The organism is Rhodococcus tukisamuensis NBRC 100609, from assembly GCF_001894985.1.
GTDB classification, from domain to species: Bacteria; Actinomycetota; Actinomycetes; order Mycobacteriales; family Mycobacteriaceae; genus Rhodococcus_G; species Rhodococcus_G tukisamuensis.
This window is the reverse complement of record NZ_BCXG01000023.1, coordinates 48,661-72,803: the sequence shown is the minus strand read 5'-3', so window position 1 is coordinate 72,803 and position 24,143 is coordinate 48,661. Positions and strand designations below refer to the sequence as shown.

Annotated in this window: 21 protein-coding genes; 10 read left to right on the top strand and 11 right to left on the bottom strand. The window is 69.7% G+C overall.

The features are described from left to right. Nucleotides 1-15: 15 nt before the first annotated feature. The 4 genes from recF to dnaA all read right to left on the bottom strand — a co-directional run bounded on the left by recF (nt 16) and on the right by dnaA (nt 6,153). Nucleotides 16-1,206: a DNA replication/repair protein RecF gene (gene recF, locus RT2_RS19875; RefSeq protein ID WP_072846532.1), complete on the bottom strand. Its 1,191-nt coding sequence runs from the start codon at nt 1,204-1,206 to the stop codon at nt 16-18. Further along, the gene (gnd, locus tag RT2_RS19870) at nt 1,207-2,118 is read right to left on the bottom strand and encodes a phosphogluconate dehydrogenase (NAD(+)-dependent, decarboxylating) (RefSeq protein ID WP_255312557.1); all 912 of its coding nucleotides are present in this window, start codon (nt 2,116-2,118) and stop codon (nt 1,207-1,209) included. It abuts the gene before it with no gap. 55 nt (nt 2,119-2,173) lie between these two features. Then, entirely contained in the window at nt 2,174-3,358 is a 1,185-nt protein-coding gene (gene dnaN, locus RT2_RS19865) for a DNA polymerase III subunit beta (RefSeq protein WP_072846530.1), read from the bottom strand. 1,220 nt (nt 3,359-4,578) lie between these two features. Further along, nucleotides 4,579-6,153: a chromosomal replication initiator protein DnaA gene (gene dnaA, locus RT2_RS19860; RefSeq protein WP_072846529.1), complete on the bottom strand. Its 1,575-nt coding sequence runs from the start codon at nt 6,151-6,153 to the stop codon at nt 4,579-4,581. A gap of 565 nt (nt 6,154-6,718) precedes the next feature. Here dnaA and rpmH point away from each other — a divergent pair. The 9 genes from rpmH to RT2_RS19815 all read left to right on the top strand — a co-directional run bounded on the left by rpmH (nt 6,719) and on the right by RT2_RS19815 (nt 17,044). After that, complete coding sequence (gene rpmH, locus RT2_RS19855; RefSeq protein ID WP_072754329.1) at nt 6,719-6,862, top strand: 50S ribosomal protein L34; 144 nt, start codon at nt 6,719-6,721, stop codon at nt 6,860-6,862. Between the two features lie 21 nt (nt 6,863-6,883). Next, the gene (rnpA, locus tag RT2_RS19850) at nt 6,884-7,261 is read left to right on the top strand and encodes a ribonuclease P protein component (protein ID WP_072846528.1); all 378 of its coding nucleotides are present in this window, start codon (nt 6,884-6,886) and stop codon (nt 7,259-7,261) included. Next, a complete protein-coding gene (gene yidD, locus RT2_RS19845) occupies nt 7,258-7,635 on the top strand; it encodes a membrane protein insertion efficiency factor YidD (RefSeq protein ID WP_072846527.1) in 378 nt (125 codons plus the stop codon). The genes rnpA and yidD overlap by 4 nt, the downstream gene beginning before the upstream one ends. A 4-nt stretch (nt 7,636-7,639) precedes the next feature. Further along, nucleotides 7,640-8,707 carry a membrane protein insertase YidC gene (yidC, locus tag RT2_RS19840; protein ID WP_072846526.1) on the top strand — a complete coding sequence of 356 codons (1,068 nt, stop codon included), beginning with the start codon at nt 7,640-7,642 and terminating at the stop codon, nt 8,705-8,707. A gap of 20 nt (nt 8,708-8,727) precedes the next feature. Continuing rightward, nucleotides 8,728-9,288 (top strand): Jag family protein, encoded by a 561-nt coding sequence (locus RT2_RS19835; RefSeq protein WP_072846525.1) that lies wholly within the window; start codon nt 8,728-8,730, stop codon nt 9,286-9,288. 4,003 nt (nt 9,289-13,291) lie between these two features. Continuing rightward, nucleotides 13,292-13,963: a 16S rRNA (guanine(527)-N(7))-methyltransferase RsmG gene (rsmG, locus tag RT2_RS19830; RefSeq protein ID WP_072846544.1), complete on the top strand. Its 672-nt coding sequence runs from the start codon at nt 13,292-13,294 to the stop codon at nt 13,961-13,963. A gap of 64 nt (nt 13,964-14,027) precedes the next feature. Beyond that, complete coding sequence (locus RT2_RS19825; RefSeq protein WP_072846524.1) at nt 14,028-15,017, top strand: ParA family protein; 990 nt, start codon at nt 14,028-14,030, stop codon at nt 15,015-15,017. Continuing rightward, nucleotides 15,017-16,129 (top strand): ParB/RepB/Spo0J family partition protein, encoded by a 1,113-nt coding sequence (locus RT2_RS19820; RefSeq protein ID WP_072846523.1) that lies wholly within the window; start codon nt 15,017-15,019, stop codon nt 16,127-16,129. Before RT2_RS19825 ends, RT2_RS19820 begins: the two co-directional genes overlap by 1 nt. 234 nt (nt 16,130-16,363) lie before the next feature. Then, the gene (locus RT2_RS19815; protein WP_072846522.1) at nt 16,364-17,044 is read left to right on the top strand and encodes a hypothetical protein; all 681 of its coding nucleotides are present in this window, start codon (nt 16,364-16,366) and stop codon (nt 17,042-17,044) included. 30 nt (nt 17,045-17,074) lie between these two features. Here the strand turns inward: RT2_RS19815 and RT2_RS19810 are convergent, their stop codons facing one another. From RT2_RS19810 to RT2_RS19790, 5 genes are all read right to left on the bottom strand, one after another. Continuing rightward, nucleotides 17,075-18,274, bottom strand: coding sequence for an N-acetylmuramoyl-L-alanine amidase (locus RT2_RS19810; RefSeq protein WP_072846521.1), 1,200 nt, complete (start codon nt 18,272-18,274; stop codon nt 17,075-17,077). A gap of 109 nt (nt 18,275-18,383) precedes the next feature. Next, complete coding sequence (gene trxA / locus RT2_RS19805; protein ID WP_072846520.1) at nt 18,384-18,707, bottom strand: thioredoxin; 324 nt, start codon at nt 18,705-18,707, stop codon at nt 18,384-18,386. A 47-nt stretch (nt 18,708-18,754) separates the two neighbouring features. Next, complete coding sequence (trxB, locus tag RT2_RS19800; RefSeq protein WP_072846519.1) at nt 18,755-19,744, bottom strand: thioredoxin-disulfide reductase; 990 nt, start codon at nt 19,742-19,744, stop codon at nt 18,755-18,757. Between the two features lie 42 nt (nt 19,745-19,786). Continuing rightward, the gene (locus tag RT2_RS19795) at nt 19,787-20,398 is read right to left on the bottom strand and encodes a TetR/AcrR family transcriptional regulator (protein ID WP_072846518.1); all 612 of its coding nucleotides are present in this window, start codon (nt 20,396-20,398) and stop codon (nt 19,787-19,789) included. Nucleotides 20,399-20,650: 252 nt separating this feature from the next. After that, nucleotides 20,651-21,874, bottom strand: a complete 1,224-nt coding sequence (locus RT2_RS19790) for an oxidoreductase (RefSeq protein ID WP_072846517.1) — start codon at nt 21,872-21,874, stop codon at nt 20,651-20,653. A gap of 103 nt (nt 21,875-21,977) precedes the next feature. Between RT2_RS19790 and RT2_RS19785 the strand changes: the two genes are divergently transcribed. Continuing rightward, a complete protein-coding gene (locus RT2_RS19785) occupies nt 21,978-22,544 on the top strand; it encodes a helix-turn-helix domain-containing protein (protein WP_072846516.1) in 567 nt (188 codons plus the stop codon). A 76-nt stretch (nt 22,545-22,620) separates the two neighbouring features. Here the strand turns inward: RT2_RS19785 and RT2_RS19780 are convergent, their stop codons facing one another. Then, nucleotides 22,621-23,370: an RsmA family anti-sigma factor gene (locus RT2_RS19780; RefSeq protein ID WP_072846515.1), complete on the bottom strand. Its 750-nt coding sequence runs from the start codon at nt 23,368-23,370 to the stop codon at nt 22,621-22,623. 112 nt (nt 23,371-23,482) lie between these two features. Then, on the bottom strand, nt 23,483-24,079 hold the full coding sequence (gene sigM, locus RT2_RS19775) for an RNA polymerase sigma factor SigM (RefSeq protein ID WP_255312556.1): 597 nt from the start codon (nt 24,077-24,079) through the stop codon (nt 23,483-23,485). Nucleotides 24,080-24,143 lie beyond the last annotated feature (64 nt).

Sequence of the window (24,143 nt, the reverse complement as noted above, 5' to 3'; positions counted from 1 at the left end):
CTTTCCTGCTCTGGATCAGCCGAGAGTGGAGGTGCGGCCGTCGGGCCGCTCCACGGCCGCGACCGCGAACCGGGCCGCGTCGAGTTCGGCCGGCACGTCCTCCGCGACGGCCGCGGTGATGAGCACCTGCTCGGCGTCGGCCGCGACCGCCGCCAGTGCGCTGCGACGCTTGCGGTCCAACTCGGCGAACACGTCGTCGAGCATCAGCACCGGGTCGGTGCCGTCGGTGCGCAGCAGCGCGAAGGCCGCGAGCCGCAGCGACAGCGCGAACGACCACGACTCGCCGTGACTGGCGAAGCCCTTGGCCGGCTGGTCCCCGAGCACCAGGTCGAGATCGTCGCGGTGCGGGCCCACCAGGCACACCCCGCGATCGATCTCGCGCTGCCGGGCGACGGCGAGTTCGCTGAGGAAGCTGGCCTCGAGCACCTCGACGTCCTCGCGCACCCACTCGCGCCGCGGGTCGGCGAGCTCGGGCGGCATCGACGCGCCCAGGCTACTGCGGTAGCGGATGCTCGCAGGCCGGGACTCCGGCGCGATGTCCCGGTAGGCCTGGGTCACGTGGTCGGTGAGCTCGCCGACCAGCCGCAACCGTCCGGCCAGCAGTTCGGCACCGTGCGCGGCCAGGTGCCCATCCCAGACATCAAGTGTCGCAAGGGCGCTCGCACCGTCGGTGGACCGCCCTCCGCGGCGCAGCGCCCCTCCCGCGGTCTTGAGCAGGGCCGAGCGCTGCCGCAGCACCTTCTCGTAGTCCGCCTTGACCGCGGCCATCCGCGGTATCCGCGAACACAGCAGTTCGTCGAGGAACCGGCGCCGGTCCCCCGGGTCGCCCCGCACCAGCGAGAGGTCCTCGGGGGCGAACAACACGCTGCGGAGCACGCCGAGGATCTCGCGGGGCCGACGCAGCGGCGAACCGTTCATCCGGGCCCGGTTCGCGCGGCCGTCGTTGATCTCGAGGTCGACGGCCAGCTCCCGGCCGTCGTTGACCACGACCGCACCGACCTGGGCCTGGGCCGCACCCGCCCGGATCAACGGCGCGTCCGTCGAGACCCGGTGCGAGGAGAGGGTCGCGAGGTAGCCGAGCGCCTCGAGCAGGTTGGTCTTGCCGTGTCCGTTCGGGCCGAGGAACAAGGTGATGCCCGGGCCGGGCTCGAGGGTGACTCCGTCCCAGGACCGGAAGTCGCGGAGCGTGAACTTGCGAACGAACACTTAGCCGGATTCCGAGACCCGTTGGACGGCGTGACCACCGAACTGGTTGCGCAGGGCCGAGACGGCCTTCATCGCCGGCGAGTCGGACTGCCGGGAGGCGAACCGGGCAAACAGCGCCGCGGAGATCACCGGCGCCGGCACGGCATGGTTGATCGCCTCCTCCACGGTCCACCGTCCTTCTCCGGAATCCTGTGTGTAGCCAGAGATTTCGGCAAACTCGGGGTCCTCGGCGAGCGCCTTGACCAACAGTTCCAACAGCCAGGACCGCACGACGGTGCCCTTGGTCCAGGCCCGCAGCACGCCGTGCACGTCGGTGACGAGGTCCTCCGCCTCGAGCAGCTCGTACCCCTCTGCGTACGCCTGCATCAGCCCGTACTCGATGCCGTTGTGCACCATCTTGGCGAAGTGCCCGGCGCCGACCGGTCCGGCGTGCACATAGCCGTCGGCCCGCTCGCCCTCCGGACGCAGCGAGTCGAAGATCGGCAGGGCGCGTGCGACGTCGGACTCGCCGCCGCCGACCATCAGCCCGTAACCGCTCTCGAGCCCCCACACGCCGCCGGAGACGCCGCAGTCGAGGAACCCGATGCCGGCCGCGCCGAGCAGGTCCGCGTGCGGGCGGTCCTCGGTGAACCGGGAGTTCCCGCCGTCGATCACCAGGTCACCGGCGTCGAGCACCTGGGCTAGTTCGGCAATGGTGTCCCGGGTGATCTGCCCGGACGGCACCATCACCCACACCACCCGGGGCGCCGTGAGGCCGGCGGCGAGGTCCGCGAGGGAGGCCACGTCGGTCACCTCCGGTCGCGGGTCGTACCCGAGCACCTCGTGGCCGTGCGCGCGGAGACGTTCGCGCATGTTGAAGCCCATCTTCCCGAGTCCGACCAGTCCCAGTTGCATCCTGTGATGTCCCTTCACTCGGATAGACGGTGCGTGACGACTCGGTGTTCCGACGGCGGTGACCGCCCGGGTGTCAGCCCGGCAGCCGGACCGGCATGAGCAGGTACGTGTAGTCGCTCTCGGGGGCGGCGAAGGCGCCGTTCTCGCCGGGCACCGGCTCCTCCTCCGGGGCGGGGCGGAGCACGGCCGGCCGGCTCGGGGTGGTGAATCCGAACGACACCCGCTCGCTGTGCAGCGAACCGAGACCGTCGATCAGGTAGCCGGGGTTGAACGCGATGGTCAGCGCCTCGCCCTGGAACTGGGCCTCGAGCGCCTCCTCGGCGCGGCCGGCGTCGTCGCCACCCGCAGCGAGCAGCAGACCGTCGGCCGAGAACTGCATCCGCACCTGCGCACCGCGCTCGGCGACCAGCGCGACACGCTTGATGGCCTCGACCAGCGGGAGCACCTCGACGGTCGCGATCGCGGTGTGCTCCGGCGGGAGCAGCTGACGGAACTTGGGGAATTCCGCGTCGAGCAGTCGGGTGGTGGTGCGACGACCCTCGCCGACGATGCCGAGCAGACCTTCCGAGCCCACCGTGGAACCGGCGCCGAATGCCAGCTGGACCGGCGAATTCGACGGCCCCCCAAGGGTTTTCGCTGCCTCGGACAGGGTCTTTGCTGGGATGAGCACCGCGGCGCTGGTGTCGGCGGCGGTGGGAGTCCACTCGATCTGACGGACCGCGAGGCGGAACCGGTCGGTGGCCGCGAGGACGACATTGGTGCCCTCGATCTCGACCCGGATGCCGGTCAGCATCGGCAGCGTGTCGTCCTTGCCGGCGGCGACCGCGACCTGGCCGATGGCCTCGGAGAAGACGTCGACGGGCAGGGTTCCGGTCTGCTGCGGCAGTTCGGGAAGCTGCGGGTAGTCCTCGACCGGCATGGTGGGCAGGGAGAACTTGGCACTACCGCAGGCGATGAGCACCCGGGTGCCGTCGACGGTGACGTCCACCGGCTTGGCGGGCAGCGACCGGGTGATGTCGGCAAGGAGCTTGCCGGAGACCAGCGACTGGCCCGGACCGGAGACCTCTGCGGAGATCCTGACCTGTGCGGACGTCTCGTAGTCGAACCCGGAGATCGTCAGGCCCTGCTCGTCCGCGGAGATCAGGACGCCGCCGAGGACCGGAACGGGCGGACGGGAAGGCAGGCTGCGAGCCACCCACGCGACGGAATCCGCAAAGTCTTCCCGGGCGACCCGAAACTTCATACTCCCGAGCTCCATCGGTGGGTTGGTCCTCTCCGTAGACGTGGCCTTACGCGTCCATGCCGAATCCCAAGAATCCGGCACTGACGACAGAAGCACACCGTATGCCCTCCAGCTCGAAGTTGAAAGCTGAAACCGGCGTGAGCCGCGCTTGCGGCTCAGTGCCGGCCACTGTTGCTCACAGGACCTGTTTTCAACTGATCTCTCCGGAGATAGAACAGCAGTAGTAATAGGTCCTGTGGAATCTGTGGACAGCACGGTCAACGTGCTGGTGTACCGGCGTGGCGTGCTGTGCAGTACTCGAGGATGCACTCGAGGACAGATCGGGCGTGCTGTGGACAGAGGAAATGTTGTTCGAAACAATCCTCGAGTACTCCACAGGTACTCCTCGAGTCATCCTCGAGTACTCCTCGAGTCCATCCTCGAGTACTCCTCGAGTACTCCTCGAGTCATCCTCGAGTACTCCACAGACTCATGGAGTTGCACACAGGGTTATCCACAGGTGTGACACACATAATTACCCACAGGTGTGAATAGATTCTCAGGCTGGTTCGGGCGCGTCGGGACTCACACCCGAGGAGATCGGCACGGGGACCGGACGGGGCTTGCGGCTCGCGAGGCACGCCAGACGGGATGCGCGGACGGACAGGTGGGGCCGACCCCGTGATGTCTCAGGACTTCGCGGACAGTGCGGTCAACGGTCGAAACCGGACCGACGGGTCGAGAGTGCGTTGCCGCCTCGCCCGTGACACCGCCGCCTGGTCCCCCGCTGCTCTGTCCAGGGAGATCGAATGCCCGTCGAAGGCGGGACCGGTCGAGCGACCGCACCGTGTCCGGTCTTCGGCTCCGGCTGGCGGCGACAGCGGGTTTCTCGTCGTATTCGAACCGGCGCCTCGTCTCGGGTCGTGGTTCGCGCCGGCGGATCCCTCGGGTTCGATCCGTTTCCGTCGCCGGCGACGGTCTGGCGGATCCTCCTCGACCACGGCCGGATCGTCGCTCGACACCATCCCCGATCGTCGCGGGGTGTGCCGTTCGGAGTTCACGTTGTCCTGGGACATCCACCTGTCCCGAACGCAGACATGGGGGGCGTGCGACCCCCTGTCACGCACGCCCCCCACGCCTGTACCAAGAATGGACCCCAGCGATCCGCGCGTCGTGCGTAGTGCACTACCTGTTTCTTCCGCCGGGGACCGCGCAGGCGACCGGCCGACACGCTGATCCGCATGCCGGCCGGTTGATCAGCGCTTTGAGCGCTGCTTGATTCGTGCGGTGAGCTCCTGCACCTGGTCGTAGACCTTGCGTCGCTCGGTCATCTCCTTGCGGATCTTCTTGTCGGCGTACATCACAGTGGTGTGGTCGCGACCGAAGGTCTGACCGATCTTCGGCAACGAGAGATCGGTCAGTTCGCGGCAGAGGTACATCGAGATCTGTCGGGCCTGTGCGATCGGCCGGGTCTTCCCGGGGCTGCACAGCTCCTCGATGCTGGTGTTGAAGTACTCGGCGGTGACGGCCATGATCGTCGCGGCGTTGATCTCGATCGTCGCGGCGTCCGGCATCAGGTCGCGCAGCACCACCTCCGCGAGGGTCAGGTCCAGGGCCTGCCGGTTCAGCGAGGCGAACGCGGTGACCCGGATCAGTGCGCCCTCGAGCTCGCGGATGTTGCGCTCGATCCGGCTCGCGATCAGTTCGAGCACGTCATCCGGGACATCGAGCCGGTCCATCCGGGCCTTCTTGCTCAGGATGGCGATCCGGGTTTCGAGCTCGGGCGGCTGGACGTCGGTGATCAGGCCCCACTCGAAGCGGGTCCGGAGCCGTTCCTCGAGGGTCGCGAGCTGCTTCGGGGGCCGGTCGGAGGCGATGACGATCTGCTTGTTGGCATTGTGCAGGGCCTCGAAGGTGTAGAAGAACTCCTCCTGGATGGCTTCCTTGCCCTCGATGAACTGGATGTCGTCGACCAGCAGGACATCCGTCTCGCGGTAGCGGCGCTTGAAGGCGACCTTGCGGTCGTCGCGCAGGCTGTTGATGAAGTCGTTGGTGAATTCCTCGGTGGAGACGTACTTCACCCGGATTCCGGGGAACAGTCGCTGCGAGTAGTGCCCGGCCGCATGCAACAGGTGTGTCTTGCCCAGCCCCGAGGAACCCCACACGAACAGGGGGTTGTAGGCCCGCGCGGGGGCCTCGGCGATCGCGACCGCGGCGGCGTGGGCGAAGCGATTCGACGAACCGATGACATAGGTGTCGAAGGTGTACTTCGCGTTGAGACTGTTGCCGCCGGATTCGGAGGGGGCCGAGACCGGCGGCTTGGTGAAGTACGACGGCCAGGACTCGTGCACGCTGGCGATCGCCTCCCGGTCCTCGTCGATCTCTTCCGGATCGGAGTCGTCGGGCTCGGGCGCCGCGGCGTCCGCGGTCTCGTCGGGGCCGGGCCGACGGCGTCGGTACGTCGGCATGCTGAGCGCGGAAGGTTCGACGGAGACGGCGGGGTAGTCGGGCCGGCTGAACAGGTCGGGTTCCGATTCTGCCTCCGCGGCCTCCTCGGGCGGCGCGACCCGGACGCCGAGGCCCTCGACGCCGGAGCTGACGTACCGGTTGAGTGCCTGCATGATCGGTTCCCGCAGATCGCGCTCGATCGACTCCTGCACGAATGCCGACGGGACGGAGAGCAGGGCGAAGCCCTGAGTGAGGGTGAGCGGCCGAACCAGCGCGAGCATCGCCTTCTGGGCCCTCGACAGAGGTGTGTGGGAGTCGTCGGCCGTCAGTTCAGCGAGGACCTCCACCCAGACCTGCTCCAGGGTGTGTGCTTCCTCGTTCAACTTCAGTCCTCCCAGGTCAGTGCGGTGAGGCGGAGTCTTTCTCGACTGGAGTACCGGCAACTGGCAACGCTTCCACCTGGGGATAACTATCCCCGCTCAAGGCACCGAATATGCCACCTGGACTGTAATTCCACACAATTATCCACATCTGTGGATAAGCCGCGGGGGTGTGAGCGGATCCGCCACTCGACGGCAACGCCCGGGCCCCGGCGCGGGCTTACCTGCGGAGACGAGGTCGAGGCAGGTCGGATCGGTGCCGCGCGGCCGTGTGCGACCGGGCGAGGTCGGTGTTAGTTGCCTTACATGCATCGCCGACGGACCGACGCCATGGCACAGTCGAGGTGCAGAGGCAAGGACCCCGGGATTGCAGCGTGTCCGTGCGAATCTTGGTTTGACCTCGAGGATTGTCCTGCGTACCCTCGTACAGTCACCTGAATTCGAGGTGACGGTTTCGTGCTGGCTGCATCTCGCCGGGCGCGAGTCCGTCACGGCCTCGGCTGCGGGCGACCACCAATTTTCAGTTTGAGAGGCGTCGACTGGCGCCGATGATCTATAGGAGTTGACCGTGGCCAAGGGCAAGCGGACGTTCCAGCCGAACAACCGACGCCGCGCGCGCGTCCACGGCTTCCGTCTTCGTATGCGTACCCGTGCAGGGCGCGCCATCGTTTCTGCGCGTCGCCAAAAGGGCCGCGCTTCTCTCACCGCCTGATTCTGACTTCGGGAGCTCGGGATGCTTCCTGAGCCGCACCGGTTGCGTCGACGGTCGGACTTCGCGTCCACCGTTCGGCGCGGTCAGCGGGCTGCCCGGCGGGACGTGGTCGTACACGCCCTGGCCGGTAACCCGACTGAGGTTTTGGTGAGTGACACCGGTCCGCGTTTCGGGCTGGTGGTAAGCAAGGCTGTCGGGCCGGCGGTGATTCGACATCGAGTCGCGCGCCGGCTTCGTCATATCTGTGTGGGCCTCGTCGCGGAGGTGCCGGAGGGCACCAACGTGGTGATCCGGGCGCTGCCCGGGTCCGCGACGGCCTCATCGAAGGAGCTCGACCGGCAACTCCGGTCCGGCCTTCGCAAACTCAACCTTCTTGTCAGTGTGGGAAATTCGGTATGACCGACAGTCGATCTACGGGCACGTCCCGGTGGACCTCGCTGCGTCGTGTCCCCGCCCGAGCTCTGATCTTCGTCATCGAGCTGTATCGCAGCTACGTCTCTCCGTTGCGGTTGCCCACCTGTCGTTTCACGCCCACCTGCAGCGAGTACGCCGTGGACGCCCTGCGTGACCGCGGCGTCGTGATCGGCCTCGGGTTGACCGTTGTGCGCCTGCTCAAGTGCGCACCCTGGCACCCTGGAGGCTGGGATCCAGTCCCGCCGCGCAGGTCCAGCCGTCCGTGTGGCGATGCTGCCGCGGATTCCGAGCCGTCCGGTAGGGATACTGGCAAGCAAACCCACCGTCTGGTGGACGCGCACGAACAGAGGAGTACCTAGAGCCGTGCTCGACGTCATTTATTATCCGGTGTCTGGGATCCTCTGGGTCTGGCACAAGATCTTCGGCGCCATCCCGTTCCTGGGGCCCAACAGCGGCATCACTTGGGCCCTGTCGGTGATGTTCCTGGTGTTCACGCTGCGTGCGATCCTGTACAAGCCGTTCGTCAAGCAGGTGCGTACCACCCGGCAGATGCAGGAACTGCAGCCGCAGATCAAGGCGCTGCAGAAGAAGTACAGCAAGGACCGCCAGCGAATGGCGCTGGAGATGCAGAAGCTCCAGAAGGAGCACGGCTTCAACCCGATCATGGGTTGCCTTCCGGTGCTGCTGCAGGCGCCCGTGTTCATCGGCCTGTTCCACGTGCTGCGGTCCTTCAACCGGACCGGTGAGGGCTTCGGCCAGCTCGGCATGTCGATCGAGGAGAACGCGAACACCCCGAACTACTTCTTCAGCGCGGCCGACGTCCAGTCCTTCCTGGATGCCCGCCTGTTCGGTGCCCCGATCTCCGCGGCCATGACCACCCCGCCGGCGCAGCTCGAGGCCTACGGCGTGCCGATCCCGAGCGTCTGGAGCATCGCGGCCGTCGCGGTCCCGCTGATGATCATCGCGTCCATCGCCACGCACTTCAACTCGCGCGCCTCGGTGGCCCGGCAGAGCGAGGCCGCCGCCGCGAACCCGCAGTCCGCGATCATGAACAAGCTCGCGCTGTACGTGTTCCCGCTGGGTGTGCTCGTCGGTGGCCCGTTCCTGATGATCGCCATCCTGCTGTACTGGGTGTCGAACAACATCTGGACCTATGCGCAGCAGCACCTCGTGTTCCGTCGCATCGACGCGGAGGAAGAGGAGAAGAGGCTGGCCGCCATCGAGCGCCGCTCGGACAACGCCCCCAAGCCGGGGGTGCGTCCGGACATGACGAAGAAGCGCAAGGCCGCCTCGACGTCGAGCGACTCCTCCCCCGCCGCCGAGGTCGAGGCGGGTGGCGACGAGCCGGACGTGCAGGCCAAGGCGCCGAAGCCCGGTGCCCGGCCGGCCGCGAACCGAGGAAAGACTTCCAAGCGCAACAAGCGGCGCTGACTCGAGAAAAGGGAACGACGATGGCGAATGATCCGGTAACCGCGCGGGACGGAGACGACGAGGTCGTGGCGGATGTGGCGGATGTGTCTGGTGAGACCGAGGCTGACGACTTGGATCCCGAGGACGCGCTGATCGAAGAGGGCGAGATCGCCGGCGACTACCTCGAGCAGTTGCTCGACGTGCTGGACTTCGACGGCGACATCGACCTCGATGTCGAGGGCGACCGCGCGGTCGTCAGCATCGACGGCGGCGAGGACCTCGCGAAGCTCGTCGGCCGCAAGGGCGAGGTGCTCGACGCGCTCCAGGAACTGACCCGGCTGGCGGTGCAGCAGGCGACCGGCGAGCGCAGTCGGCTGATGCTCGACGTGGCCGGCTGGCGCGCGGGTCGGCGTGCAGAGCTCACCGAGATCGGCGTGGCCGCGGCGAAGCGGGTGCTCGAGTCCGGCGAGCCGGAGTCGCTCACCCCGATGACGCCGTTCGAGCGCAAGATCGTGCACGACGCGGTCGCGAAGATCGACGGCGTCTCCAGCGAGAGCGAGGGCGCGGAGCCGTCGCGCCGCGTGGTGGTCCTGAAGGACTGACCCGAGTGCCGCACCTTCCGTGCGGAGTCGTGAGAAGGCCCCCAACCTTTCGGTTGGGGGCCTTCTCGTTTCCAGGTCCGCCCCACCGTTCCGGCTGGGCGCCCTCAGCTCACCGGACCGGCGTGCCACTCCCCTCCCCCGCCGTCGACCGGACCCCGGCGACCCGACCTGACCCACCGACGGGTCACGGCGCCGGTCGCCGATTGGTACACACCTCGCCGTGGCCGGCCATCCGGATGCAGATTGCGTCGGACGCGCATCGCGCGCCACCCCGGTCGTGCCCGGCGTTCGAGCACGGCCGCCCGCGGCGTGACGGTCGAGTCGTGCGCCCAGATCCGACTGCCGTGGCACCGCCGCCGTACCCCGCGTAGGTTCCGGGATCCGGGCGCCGCTGGGAGGCGGACCCCGGCCGCACTGTCGGCGGGACTCCGGACACCGATGGGCCTACTCGCTCGCGTCGGCCCCATTTCGTCACCCGTCACCGTGACGAAACTCCCGGGGGTGGCGGGGTGCATGAAATCCGCCGTCGAAATTCCGCTTTGGCGCCGAATTTGTTCCGGCTCCCCGGGTTCGCTCCCCGTCTCATGGCTGAGCTGTTTCACGTGGAACCCGGGTGCCGTCGGTCCTGTCGGGGCGGTGACCCCCGGTCCGAACGACGCACCGGGGTGGGATCCCGCGGGGGTGGATCGCGCGGGGGTGAGGCGATGCCGTTCCCCCGGGTTCGCGTAGGGGTGTCGCCGTCTGCCGTGCGATCCGTCCGCCCGGTGAGCGTCGGCGGGCCGCCCCGGCGTCGGCCGTCTGCCGGGTTCCAGTCGATCTCGGGATGCCGGGCTCCGCACGCCCTCCGCGAGCGTCGGCGGACTGCCCCGGCGTCGGCCGTCTGCCGGGTGTCGGGTTCCAGTCGATCTCGGAATGCCGAGCCCCGCACGCCGTCCGCGGTCGTTGGGTTGGTCGCCCGCATCGCGGGGCGGCAAGCGCGGTGTCCCGGATTCGTGGTGCACGGAGCTGATGGCATCGACGCCACCGGGTTGGCGGCGGCCTGTTCTCCGGTGACGAGTCGGGAGGCCTGAGGGCAAGCGGATCCTCGCGCCGCCCTCCCGGAGGTGTCGCACTCGAATGCGCCTCGCCGTCCGGGGTGTGCACGACGGTGTGCCGGCCCGCTCCGATTGCATTCGAGGCCCGTGCGGTTGGCCGGAACTGCCGCGGCCGGCGCGCGTGATTCGGTCGAGGTCCGTCGGCGGGTCCGGGCACCCACGGGGTTCGGCTCTGACCGGTCGAGGAGGTCGGAACCCTGATTGATGGACGGTTCTGCGGCATGTTTCACGTGAAGCACCTACTTCGGGTGCCACCAGGCGGTCGAAGCGTTCGCGACCCTCTGTCGAACCCGCGACCACGGGAGTCGGCCGGCACCCGCGTGCCATGCATCGAGACCGCTGTCTGTGGTGAGGCATGGTGGCTGTCGATGTGATGTTTCACGTGAATCGGCTCCGTGCGGATCGCCCCCGCCGTGTGACCGAATGCGACATTCGTTCGGTTCAAGTGAACGAATGTCGCATTCGGTCAGTCGGGTGGACGTCTGGCGGGTGGTGCGTGGGCTACGGCTGCTGACGGCCAGACGGGCGACGCCACAGGGGTTGGCTTGGTCATCTTTGGTGGACCTGAGCGGAACCGATGCTGCAACGGGCGTGCGGCGGGCCCACGCCGAGGCATGTCCGCTGCACGCGATCTGAGGGACGTGCTCGGGGCGACCCACGACGCGGGCCCTGAAATGTTCGGTGCTCGGGGTCGGCGTCCGGGCCCCGCCTGAGACACCCGCGGATTCGGGGCGCTGCCCGAGGCCGTGCCGTCGACCTGGCGCGGGACACCGAGCCTTCACGGGTGTTGTTTCACGTGTCCGCGCCGGCGGTGACATCGCGACCGGCCGGGCCGACGCCCACGACATGGGGCGCTCGTCGCACTCCCCGGTCCCGATCGTGGGACACGTCGGCTGAGCCGAGCCCGCCGGACCGGCGTGCCACTCCCCTCCCCCACCACGGGCGCCCGCTGCCGAGGGAGCTTGCCGACCGTCCCGGCACAGTCGCCGCTCCGAAGCCGGTGGGTCCCCGTCGGCCAGACGAGGGAGAGGTGTCGAATCCGCGGCAGCCCGTCCGGGTGGAGTCCCATTCGAGTGATCGGGGCGAGCCCGAAGCCCGGCAGCGGCGGCGGGGCGCATGCGAGGAGTGGTCGTCGCCGGCATCGACGCCAGGCGCATCGGGTTCCCGGGCCAGCCGTCCGCACCCCGCCTGTCGTCGTGGGCATTGCGTCGGGCGGGAAGCCGGGGGTTGGTCGCGCACACTGCAGCCGGCCCTCCGCGGGAACCGCCCGGCACCCGCCTGGGCGTCCTCGCGGCGCCTTCCTCGGCGGCCGTCGGGTCGTGCCCTGGTCGGCGCCGGCTTCAGAAAACGGGATCGACGCGCACCGGCTCCCTGGTATCGACCGGCGCGAGGAAGCCCGGGGCAGCACCTGGCCCAGGCCGCGGCGCGTACGGATCCGTCGACAACGGCGACCGCTGTCGGAGCGGCCCAATCGGCACTGTGTTCCCCGCCCTTGCCGGGCGATGCTGCCGGGCCGGTTCCACGTGAAACACGACCCGCGGGGGTCGCGCCCACACGCGGGTGCACCACGCGCCGCCCGGCGTCGTCACGCCTTCATCTCGCGCCGGTGGAAGCCCCTGGCGCGGTGAGGCACCCATCCGTGAGGTGGGTCGCTCGGACTCGCTCAGTCCGGCCGCCGGCAGCGACGAACTGCTGGGCGTAGTCCCGCCTGCTGCTGATCCGGCGAGCTTGCAGCGCTCGTCCACGCCGTGGCGCACGGGCAGGCGGATCTCAGGTTCGGTGCCCGACGCCCGCGGGATGCTCCTCCGGCCGCGATCGGGCGACCGGTCGTCCGACCTTCGCGGCCGGCCCGGCCGCGGTGAACCGGCAGGGTGGACGCTCCCCCCGACGGGGCGGCGCGGCTGCGCCATCGGCGGGACTGTGCCATCGGCGGGACTGGATCCATCCCGCGGGCGGGTCGTCTCTCGGGCCGGCGCCCGGCCTCCGAGTCGGGTCCGTTCGCGACGACGGACGGCATTGGATGAGTGGGTGCGGGTCCGGCCCATCCCATTTCGGCGGGGTGCCGCGCGTTGGCCGGGGGCGGGCGGACGTGGTGGCTCGCGTTGTCGCGGCCGCACTGATGCTCGACCCGCGTGTGACGCCACTTGTGCTCCGGCGGCTCCGAACCCTCGCGGGCCTTCGTGCTGTGGACTTCGTGCGTGCTGTGGACTTCGTGTTCGAGAGGCGTCGCAGTCGTGCACCGCTCGGCGTGCGCTCCTCCAAGGGCCTCGGCGTCCGATGTGGGAGCGCCCGCGTGCGGCACCTCACCTGCCTCCGCCCCGATCCCGCGCCGGCGCCTCGTGGGTGGGCGGCCCCCGGCTGGCCGGGCCTGCCGGCATCGGTGACTGGCTGGCGGCCGTGCGCTTCGGCGGCAGCATCCCGGCCGCGCGCGCAGCACCGAGCCTGCGGCAGTGGTGGGCCGGCGGCCGTACCGACTCGGCGTTGGAAACCCGCGTGCACGCAAGGCCCACCCGCAAGGCCCACCCGCAAGGCCCACCCGCAAGGCCCCACTGGCGGAGCCGCGCCGGCGACCGCCGCCGCACGGGTTTCCGCAACGGCGGTTGCGTGTCGACCGGGGTGCCGGCGTCGGCTAGAGGCCCGGCAACGAACCGGCGGTCGCGGCCGGTGTCCGCTCGCACGGGACGACACCTCTGCGAGTCGGCCAGCCCCTCCCCTCCCCCACCGCCCGACGCCCCCTGCCATCCGGCTCCCGGCCGAACCGACCCGGCCCGCGACTCCCTCCCCCGGGTCGGTGATGGCCGGGAACGCGGCGGTTCGGTCAGGTTGATCGGACCCCGCAGGGTCCGGATTCATCGGGATCCGAATATTCCGCGCGTCTGGTTTGTGGAATGTATCGGCGTCACGGGAAGATGTTTCACGTGGAACACATCGAGTCCGACGACATGCCCGAGGCCGCTCAGACCGTCTTTGGGGACCGCCTCGACCTCGCGGTGAAGTACCGCGACTCGCTCGCCACGGCGGGTGTGGAGCGGGGCCTGATCGGACCGCGTGAGGTCCCCCGACTCTGGGACCGGCACCTGCTCAACTGCGCCGTGATCGGTGAGCTGATCGCCGAGGGCGAGTCCGTCGTCGACGTGGGCAGCGGGGCCGGCCTGCCCGGCATCCCGCTCGCGATCGCCCGCCCGGACCTCCGGATCACGTTGGTCGAGCCGCTGCTGCGGCGCTCGGTGTACCTGGCCGAGTTCATCGAAGAGGTCGGTCTCGATGTCCGCGTGGTCCGCGGGCGCGCGGAACAGCCCGGCGTCCTGCACGAGGCCGGTGGCGCCGACGTCGTGACCTCCCGGGCCGTCGCGCCGCTGGAGAAGCTTGCCCGCTGGTCCATCCCGCTGGTGCACGAGGGCGGCCGGATGCTGGCGATGAAGGGATCGAGTGCGGCGGAAGAGATCTCCCGCGATCAGGCTTCCCTGACTCGCCTGGGGGCCGGCAAGTTGGAGATCGTCGAGTGCGGCGCCGCGATTCTGCCGACACCGACGATCGTGGTTCGCGCGGAACGCGTCCCCCGGCGAGGTCATCGCCGATAATGGACCCGTCGAACCGATGAATTCACGCCGTGGTGATCGAGCAAGATCTGTGAAGGAGCAACACATGTCGGGTGGACCCGCGGTTTCACGTGAAACCGGACACGACCCTTCGAAACCCACCAACGGCGATGGTGTGAACCCCTATCCGGCGTCCGCGTATTCGGGCATCTCGCTGGAGGAGACACCGATCGGTGCGGCCGCGCAGCGGGCGAGTCAGGTCCTGCACCCGCACGGGGTGTCGATGCCCAGGCCGAACCGCCGCCGCGTCCTCACCATCGCGAACCAGAAGGGCGGCGTCGGCAAGACGACCACCGCGGTGAACCTCGCGTCCTCGCTCGCGGTCCTCGGCCTGACCGTCCTGGTGGTCGATTTGGACCCTCAGGGCAACGCCAGCACCGCGCTGGGCGTCCCCCATCACTCGGGTACCCCCTCGAGCTACGAGCTGCTCATAGGCGAAGTCACGGCAGCCGAGGCGATCCAGCAGAGCCCGCACAGTGACCGGCTGTACTGCATCCCCGCGACCATCGACCTGGCCGGCGCCGAGATCGAGCTGGTTTCCATGGTCGCCCGTGAGGGCCGGCTCAAGACCGCCCTCGCCCCCGCCGCCCTCGCCGGCGTCGACGTCGACTTCATCCTCATCGACTGCCCGCCGTCGCTGGGTCTGCTCACGGTCAACGCGATGGTCGCCGCGCAGGAGGTGCTGATCCCCATCCAGTGCGAGTACTACGCACTCGAGGGCGTCGGGCAGCTGCTGCGCAACATCGAGCTGGTCCAGTCCCACCTCAACCCCGACCTGCATGTCTCGACGGTCCTGCTGACCATGTACGACGGCCGGACCAAGCTGGCCGACCAGGTCGCCGAGGAGGTGCGCAAGCACTTCGGTGACCGGGTGCTGCGCGCCGTGATCCCCCGCAGCGTGAAGGTCTCGGAGGCGCCCGGATACGGGATGACCGTCCTCGACTACGACCCGGGCTCACGCGGTGCCATGAGTTACCTCGACGCCGGCCGCGAACTCGCAGCCCGCACCGCCACGATGAACGCGCAGGAGACGTAGTGAGCACGAGAAGCAAGGGTGGCCTGGGACGCGGCCTCGCGGCACTGATCCCGACCGGCCCCGAGGCCGGACCGCGGCTCGGCAGCGCCGCCGCCGACGTGATCATCGGCAACGCGCCCGCCCCGGCGGACGCGGCGACCAAGACCGGCAAGGCACCGGCACCCGCTCCGGTCGACGGTGCGGCGCCGAAGGCCCCGGCGACCAAGGCTGCCACCGCCAAGACGGCGGCGGCGAAGACCACGAAGACGGCGAAGGCCGCCCCGGCGTCCGACGGGGAGTCGGCACCCGACCTCTCCCCCGTCGGCGCCATCTACCGGGAGATCCCGGCCGCGCAGATCGAGCCGAACCCGAAGCAGCCGCGCCAGGTGTTCGACGAGGAGGCGCTCGCCGAACTGGTCTTCTCGATCCGCGAGTTCGGCCTGATGCAGCCGATCGTCGTGCGCCGCGTCGCAGACGACCGCTACCAGCTGGTGATGGGTGAGCGACGGTGGCGGGCCAGCCAGCAGGCCGGGCTCGAGACCATCCCGGCGATCGTCCGCGAGACGAACGACGGCTCGATGTTGCGCGACGCACTGCTCGAGAACATCCACCGGGTGCAGCTGAACCCGCTCGAGGAGGCGGCGGCGTACCAGCAGCTGCTCGAGGAGTTCAACGTCACCCACGAGGAGCTGGCCGCCCGGATCGGGCGTTCGCGGCCCGTGGTGACCAACATGATCCGGCTCCTCCGGCTGCCGATCCCGGTGCAGCGGCGGGTCGCGGCGGGCGTGCTCTCCGCCGGCCACGCCCGGGCCCTGCTCTCGCTCGAGGCGGGCGCCGAGGCACAGGAACTGCTGGCCGCGCGGATCGTCGCCGAGGGCATGTCGGTGCGTGCCACCGAGGAGGCGGTGACGCTGGCCAACCGTGAGGATGCCGCCACGCTCACTCCCCCGGTGAAGCGCAAGCCGATTCAGATGCCGGGCCTCCAGGACGTCGCGGACCGGCTGTCCGGGGCGTTCGACACCCGCGTCACGGTGAGCCTCGGCAAGCGCAAGGGCAAGATCGTCGTCGAGTTCGGCTCGGTGGACGACCTGCAGCGGATCGTCGAGATGATGGAACACCAGGGCGGCTCGTAGCGCCGGGTTCCCGGCACCCGACCACCCTCGGCCGATCCGTCACTGTGACACCACGACGGGTCGGCCGAGTCGTCCGCGGGGTTGGGTGATCGAATCATCTTTCCCACCAAGATGATTCGAGGGCTGTCCGATCTGGTCCGGCCGTCGGCCCGCCGATCGCCTATTCTGGAGGAAGAATAATGTGTCCCGCGGGCGTCCGATGCCCGCTGTCGGGTGTTGGAGGCTGGTTCACCGGTGTCGATGCGCATCAGCCCGCTCACGCTCGACGGACTCGACCAGCTTCCCCGGCACTCCCGCCGTTGTGTCTTCTGGGAAATGGACCCGGCTGCGGTGCAGAGCTCCCGGAGCTTCTCGGACCCCGAGTTCGAGAAGGAAGCCTGGCTCTCGATGGTGATGCTGGAGTGGGGGTCCTGCGGTCAGGTCGCCACCCTCGACGGACGGCCCGCCGGCTGCGCGCTCTACTCCCCGCCCGGCGACGTGCCACGGGCGAAGCTCTTCCCCACCTCCCCCGTCAGTGCGGACGCGGTCCTGCTGACCACGCTGCGGCTCGAACCGGCCGCGGAGCTGGACGGGGTGGGCCCGAGCCTGATGCAGGCCGTCGTGGGCGATCTGGTGCACCGCGGGGTGCGGGCGCTCGAGGCATTCGGGATCGTCCGGGACGAGGACGAGGCCCGCGTCGGCCGACGTCCGGGGCCTGACTGTGCGCCCGCCGACTGCATGATCGACGCCAGTTTCCTGATCGACATGGGCTTCGAAGTGGTTGCGGCGCACCATCGTTACCCGCGGTTGCGGCTCGAGCTCAATCGCGACCACGGCTGGAAGGCGGACGTGGAGTCGGCGCTCGAGCGGCTGCTGATGACGGCCTCGCTGGCGGTCGTCGACATCGAACAGAAGTCGACGGTCGGCGCGCACTGAGACCCGCCGCCCGTCGCCGACGGGCTCGGACTAGGCCGGGTCGGACTTCGCCAGTTCCTCGGCGAGCAGCTCCGCGAACGTGAACGTCCCGGTCGGCTGGTCGTCCTGTCCGAGCAGGTACAGCCGCTTGACCGCGATCAGGATCGCCTCGGCGATGATGTCCCGGTTTCGGGGGTTCACGAGCACATTGACGTCGGATTCGTTTGTGAGATAACCGATGTCGACCTGAACGGTCGGCATGTTGGTCAGCCGCAACAGATCCCACGACCGCCCGTGCGTGCGGCAGTCCTGAAGTGGTGCGCGAGCGACGATTTCGCGCTGGATGAAGCTGGACAGCACCTGCCCGATCCGCGAGGTGGCACCGTGCGAGTTCCCGAAGTGGAAGCTGGCGACGCCGTTCGCGTGGGGGCTCGCGCTGCTGGCGCAGCGCAGCGAGATCATCAGGTCCGCGTCGAACGTGTTGGAGATCTCGGCCCGGGACGTGACCGACGGGTTCGCGTTGTGCGGCCGGGACAGGAACGTCTCCATGCCCGTCGCGGCCATCCGGCCCTCGAGCCGACTGGCGAGGTCCCACAGGATCTCCGCCTCGGTGATCGGGCCGTTGGGCGTCTGGAGCACCGCTCCGGTCGCCTCGCCGCCGAGGTCCGGGTCGATCACGATCCGCTTGCCGCTGAGCTGCGGGCCGGACCGACGGACCGACTCCTCCTCGGTGATCGCGTGCGGCGAGCCGCCGGTGACGCGGGTGCCGAGCAGTTCGAGCGAGCGCAGCGTCTGGGGTCCGCAGATGCCGTCGGAGGCGATGCCGATCTCACGCTGGAACGAGGACAGGCCCTCGTGGGTCTTCGGCCCGAAGTGGCCGTCCGCCCGCGCCGAGTAGAAGCCGAGGTCCTGCAGCCGGTTCTGCAGCGTCGCGACGTCGTCGCCGTACAGCGGTGCGGACAGCTGGTAGATCAGGGTGCGGGCGCCGAGGCGGTACGACGCCTCCTTGAGCCCGCGGTACGTTGCCGCACCGACCACGCCGTCGACCAGGAGGCCGCGTTGCTGCTGGAACGCGCGCACGGCGCTGTCGAGGTGGTGGTCGAACACGGCGTCCGGGGCCACCCACTGGGAGCCGTTGACCGCGTCCCGGGGCGCCGTCGACATGCCGTTGTGCAGGAACCCCAGGCTGGAAAGGGTGCTGCGGACCTCGGCTACGGCGGGACCGTGATCGCCGTGACAGAGACGCTGCATACTTTCCGGTCCTCTCGTGGTCCTGGCACGTCGCGGCGGGGCGTCGCACACGCGTCGATTGTCGCAGAAACCCCCGAGGATTCGGCAATCTCGGGGGCTGCGGCGTCGGTTACAGGATGTCGGAAAGGTCCTTGAGCAGGGCAGCCTTGCCCTTGGCGCCGACAATCTGCTTCACCGGCTTGCCGCCCTGGAACAGGATCATCGTCGGGATCGACATGACCTGGAAGTCGCGGGCGGCGGCCGGGTTGGCATCGATGTCGAGCTTGGCGACGGTGAGCTTGTCGCCGTGCTCGCCGGCGATCTCCTCGAGCACCGGCGCGACCATCTTGCACGGGCCGCACCAGGTCGCCCAGAAGTCGACGAGTACGGGCTTGTCGGAGTCGAGGACGTCCTGCTTGAAGGAGTCGTCGGTGATGGTGATCGTGTTCGACATGGTTGTCTCCTCAGGTGGCGGGGTGGGGTCCGCGAGGCGGGTGGTGGTCAGACCTCGGCGCCGACGGGGCGGTCGGCCGCCGCGAGCGTGTTGGCGGTGATGTCGCCCTTCTCGGCCAGCCAGCGCTCCGCGTCGATCGCGGCGGAGCAGCCGGTGCCGGCGGCGGTGATGGCCTGACGGTAGGTGTGGTCGACCAGGTCGCCGGCCGCGAAGACACCCTCGATGGAGGTCTGCGTGGTCGGGGACTGCACCCGCACGTAGCCCTCGTCGTCGATGTCGACCTGGCCCTTGACCAGCTCGCTGCGCGGGTCGTGGCCGATCGCGACGAACATGCCGGTGATCGGCAGGGTGGACTGCTCGCCGGTGACGGTGTCGCGGAGCACCAGGCCGGTGACGCTGGTCTCGCCGAGGACCTCGACCGGCTCGGCGTTGGTCAGGAAGCGGATCTTCTCGTTCGCCTTGGCGCGCTCGAGCATGATCCGCGAGGCGCGGAACTCCTCGCGGCGGTGCACCAGCGTGACCGAGCGGGCGAAGCGGGTGAGGAAGGTGGCCTCCTCCATCGCGGAGTCGCCGCCGCCGATCACGGCGATGTCCTGGTCCTTGAAGAAGAAGCCGTCGCAGGTGGCGCAGGCGCTGACGCCGCGGCCGAGCAGGGTCTCCTCGCCGGGGATGCCGAGGTAGCGGGCCGCCGCGCCCATCGCCAGGATGACGGCGTGCGCGTAGTAGGTCTCGCCGTTCGCGACGATGCGCTTGACGCCGCTGGACAGGTCGATCTCCTCGACGTCCTCGGTGCGGATCTCGGCGCCGAAGCGCTTGGCCTGCTCGCGCATCTCGTCCATGAGGTCCGGGCCCATGATGCCCTCGCGGAAGCCGGGGAAGTTCTCCACCTCGGTGGTGGTCATCAGGGCGCCGCCGAACTGGGTGCCCTCGAAGAGCAGGGGTGCCAGCTCCGCACGGGCGGCGTAGACGCCGGCGGTGTATCCGGAGGGTCCGGATCCGACGATGATGAGGTCTCGTACCGAGGTCGGGTTAGTCATGGGGCCTTCCGGGTTGTGAACGTTGCCTGGCTCAACAACAGACTAAGGGTTGATGTTCCCGGTGGCCCTGGATGTGGCGGCGAAGGTGAGGTACGGCTCGATCAGTTCCGCGGCCCGGGCCTGAACCGCGACGGGGTCACCACCGGCCTCGACCTGCCGGGTCGCGGCGTGCACGACGGCGTTGATGAGCTCGGCGGTGGCGGCCGGGTCGGTGGCGCCGAGCTCGGTGAGCGCCGTCACCAGCGGGGTCACCAGCTTGCGGTGCAGCAGCGCGCTGGTCTCGGTCATCTTCTCGGTCGGCGCGATGGCGGCGATCGACGAGGCGATGGCGTGTTCCCCCTCGGCGACCAGGTCCAGGTTCGCGCGGACGTAGGCGAGGACCCGGCGGTCCGGTGCCCCGGCCGCGTCCATCTCCCGTTCGACCCGATCGGACCAGCGCGGGAAGGAGTCCTCGACCAGTGCGTCGAGGAGGTCCCGCCGGGACTTGAAGTACTGGTACATGCTCGACCGCGCCAGGCCCGCGCGGGCCGCGACCTCGGCGAACCCCGGGATGTCGGTGGCGCCCTCGGTGAGCACCTCGCGGGCGGCGTCGAGGAGGGCGCGCCGCTGTGCGGCGCGGTGCTGCGCCACCGTGGGCGCGCTGATCCGCGGCACCGCACCTCCCCTCGCCGGTGCGTCGGGTGGGCGACGCCTCATGTGTCGGTCCTGCGCCCGTCGGTCGTCGTGACGACGCGGGCGCAGCGGTCGAGGACATCGTAGTCGGGGGACACCGTCACGGTGGTAACCGCCGAGCGACGGCACCGCGCCATCACACATGTCGACTCCTTGGGGAGCGGCACCGTCAGCTCCGACGGGGATGGCAAGGGTGCCAACAGGTTGTTGGGAAAATTGGCCGGGAGGCTCGACTCAGCCGGCGTGGCCCAGCGTTGGGTCGGGGAGGGCGGCGAGGGCCTCGCGGACCACGCACCGGGTGCCGGTGTAGATGGTCGGCATGCACTTGTTGCAGTGCACGCAGTTGCCCTCGGTAGCCTCGTCGTCTCGAAACTTGTTGACCAGGTTGGGATCCCGAAGCAGCGCGCGGGCCATGCCGACGAACTCGAAGCCCTCCCCCAGTGCGGTCTCGATGGTCTCGACCCGGTTGATCCCGCCGAGCATGATCAGCGGCATCGACAGCGCCTCGCGGAACTGGCGCGCGAACGGCCGGAAGAAGGCCTCCTCGAAGGGGTAGGTGGGAAAAAGGTGCGGGCCGTAGAAACGCAGCCCCACTCCCACCAGTTTTGGTTGCGACGCAATGAATTCCGCCATCGGGACCTCGCCGCGGAAGAAGTACATGCCGTTGAGCAGGGAGCTGCCGCCGGTGAGCTGCATGGCGTCGACGTGCCCGTCGGACTCGATCAGCCTGGCGATCTGCAGGCTCTGGTCCAGCCAGAGTCCCTTGGGGACGCCGTCGGCCATGTTGAACTTGACGGTGACCGCGACGGAGTCCCCCGCCGCGGCGCGAACCCGCTTGAGCACCTCGCGCGGGAAGCGGGAGCGGGCCGCCACGCTGCCGCCGTACCGGTCGTGGCGCCTGTTCAGGTTCGGGCTCATGAAGCTGCTCAGCAGGTAGTTGTGGCCCAGGTGCACCTCGAGCGCATCGAACCCGGAGTCGACCGCGACCCGCGCCGCGTGTTCGAAGTCCGTGGCCACCTCGGCGAGCTGGTCGAGCGATGCACCGCGGACCAAACCCATTGCGGGAGGACTGATCCGGGTGGACGGCGCCAGGGTCTTGGTGCCGTTGGAGAGGGTGTTGGCGACCAGTCCGGCGTGCCCGATCTGGGCCGCGGCCAGGGCGCCCTCCGCGTGCACGGCGTCGGTGAGTCGGATGAGTCCCGGTCTGGTGGCCTCGTTCAGGACGAGGGTGTCGCGGTGCACCCGGCCCGACTCGGACACCGCGCAGTACGCGACGGTGGTCAACGCCGCGCCGCCGGCCGCCACCGCGCGGTGGAACTCGACGAGTTCGTCGGAGACGACGCCGCGCCGCATCACGCCCTCGAAGGTCGCGGCCTTGACGATGCGGTTGCGCAGGGTCAGGGGGCCGAGCCGGGCGGGCTCGAAGATCCGTCGGGCGGGGGTGGGTGCGGCGTTCATCGTGGAGGCGTCCTCGTTGCTGTCGGGCGATCATTGCGATGCCACTGGACTCGTAAAGGACACGGTATAGCCCGACGGCCCCCGATGGAAGAGAATTCGATCGATGACCGCCACCGGATCGGGCCGCCCCCGTGACCCCCGCATCGACGCCGCCGTGCTCGACGCCGCCCGCGACATGCTCGTCGAGGTGGGATACGACCAGCTCAGCCTGCGGGCGCTCGCGGCCCGGGCGGGTGTCAGCCGCGCCGCCATGGCGCGGCGGTGGGAGTCCAAGGCGCACCTGGTCCTCGACGCCGTCCTCGGCCTGGAGCCGGACCTGCGGCCGTTCGAGGGTGCGGACCGGGCCGGCTGGATCCGCTGGGTGGCGACGGGTAGTTCCGAGGTGTTCCGCAGCCCCGCGGTCCGGGCGGCGGTGCCGGCGCTCCTGGCCACGCTGCGCGACCACCAAGAACTGCGCGGGGCGGTGTGGCGGAACTTCAGCGGGCCCAGCGCCGCCATGCTGCCGCCCGCCGACGGGTCCGGGGCCGAGGATCAGCTCGAGGCCGGCGCGCTGCTGGCGCTGGGCGCGGGCGCCGCGATGTTCCTGTCGCTGATCGCGCCCGAGGTGGATACCCCGCAGATGCGGGCCAAGGTGCTCGAGATCCTGCTGTTGGCGGCCGGACCGGAGTGAACTTCCGCCGAACGGGCGGTTGTCGGGGCATCGGCCGAGAGCCGGCCCCGGTAACCGCCCGTTCGGCGTTTGACGTCTAGCCGATGTCGGCGCGGGCCAGCGTCGCCGGGTCGGAGTCGGTGCATCCCGAGCCGACCACCAGCGCGGTGATCTGGGGTACCTGTGCCCCCGGGAAGAGCATCAGCAGCCCGGGGACACCCCGCAGGCGGACCGGACCGGAACCCAGCAGCGGGGTGGTCGGGTCCACGCCGTTGGCTCGCAGGCATCCGTCCCGGGCCCCCGGCGCCGACAGTGGGCCGAGGTCGGTACGGCCGAGCAGCCCGAGCGCGACCGTGGGCTGCAGGTCGGACCCGAGGTCCACGCTCGTGGCGGACGGGGTCGGCGAGTCGAGGGCGACGGCGGGCGTCGCGGGTCCGGTCTCGTCGTCGGGTCGGGTCAGCGCGAACAGGGCGCCGGCGGCGACGACCGCCACGGCGGCGGCCGCGGCGAGCAGTCGGACGGGCCGGCGTCGACGTTCGGTCCGCCCGGCCAGGGCGGAGACGGCGGCCGGTGCTGCGGCGCCGGCGACCTCGGCGGCCAGCGCGGCCTCGATCCGGGCGACCACCTCCGGCGGCGCGGGTGGCGGCGTCGCGTCGGCGCTGCGCAGCGCGCCGAGCTGCCCGCGCACGGAGTCGAGCGCGGCGAGGACGCGCTGGGCTTCCGGGTCCTGTGCGGACGCCACGCCAAGCCGATCCGCGAACTCCGGCGGCAGCGCCCCGGCGTGCAGATCGGCGAGCAGGTCTGGGTCGAAAGGGGGGTGCAGTGCATCCTCACCCTGGGCGACCATGACACCTCCTTTTAGTTGGAACGAACCGAAACTCGAACTCGAAACTACGTGAGCGAAACCGCCGACGCCCGTGCCCGTGACCCGCCGCGCCGATCGACCGCCGCTACTGGGATTAGACCTCGTTGGCGTCGATCTGGTTCCGTCCGGCCTGCAAATAACTCAACTCCTGGGCGAGCCGGTGCCGGGCCCGCGCGCACCGACTCTTCACGGTGCCCTCCGGGATCCCGAGCAACGCCGCAGCCTCGGCCACCGAGTACCCCTCGAGGTCGACCGCGACCACCGCGGCCCGCTGCTCCGGCGACAGTGTGAACAGCGCATCCTCGATGGCCATGGACGTCTCGCGGTCCGTCATGGCGTCGCGTGGGTGGCTGGGTTCGTGCTGGTCGTCCTCCGGCAGCGGCACCGTCGGCCGGGCCTTGTTCCGCCGGATCCGGTCCAGACAGGCGTTCACCACGATTCGGTGCAGCCAGCTGCGCACCGCGGCATCGGCCCGGAAGGTCGCGGCCGTCCGATGCGCGTTGAGCAGCGCCTCCTGCAACGCGTCCGCGGCGTCCTCCGGCGTGTAACTCGTCCGCCGGGCCGTCTGCCACAGATGGTCGTAGTGTCTGCCGAGCAGTTCCGAAAATGCGCGTGCGTCCCCCGACGCGTGCGCTGCCAGTAGCTGGGCGTCAGACATGCCCGCTGCGGCGATCCCCCTGTTGATTCGCACGCGGAATGTTAACCGACCATCGCGTCTCGAGTCCTCAAACTCGACCACATCGACGCCGGAGGGC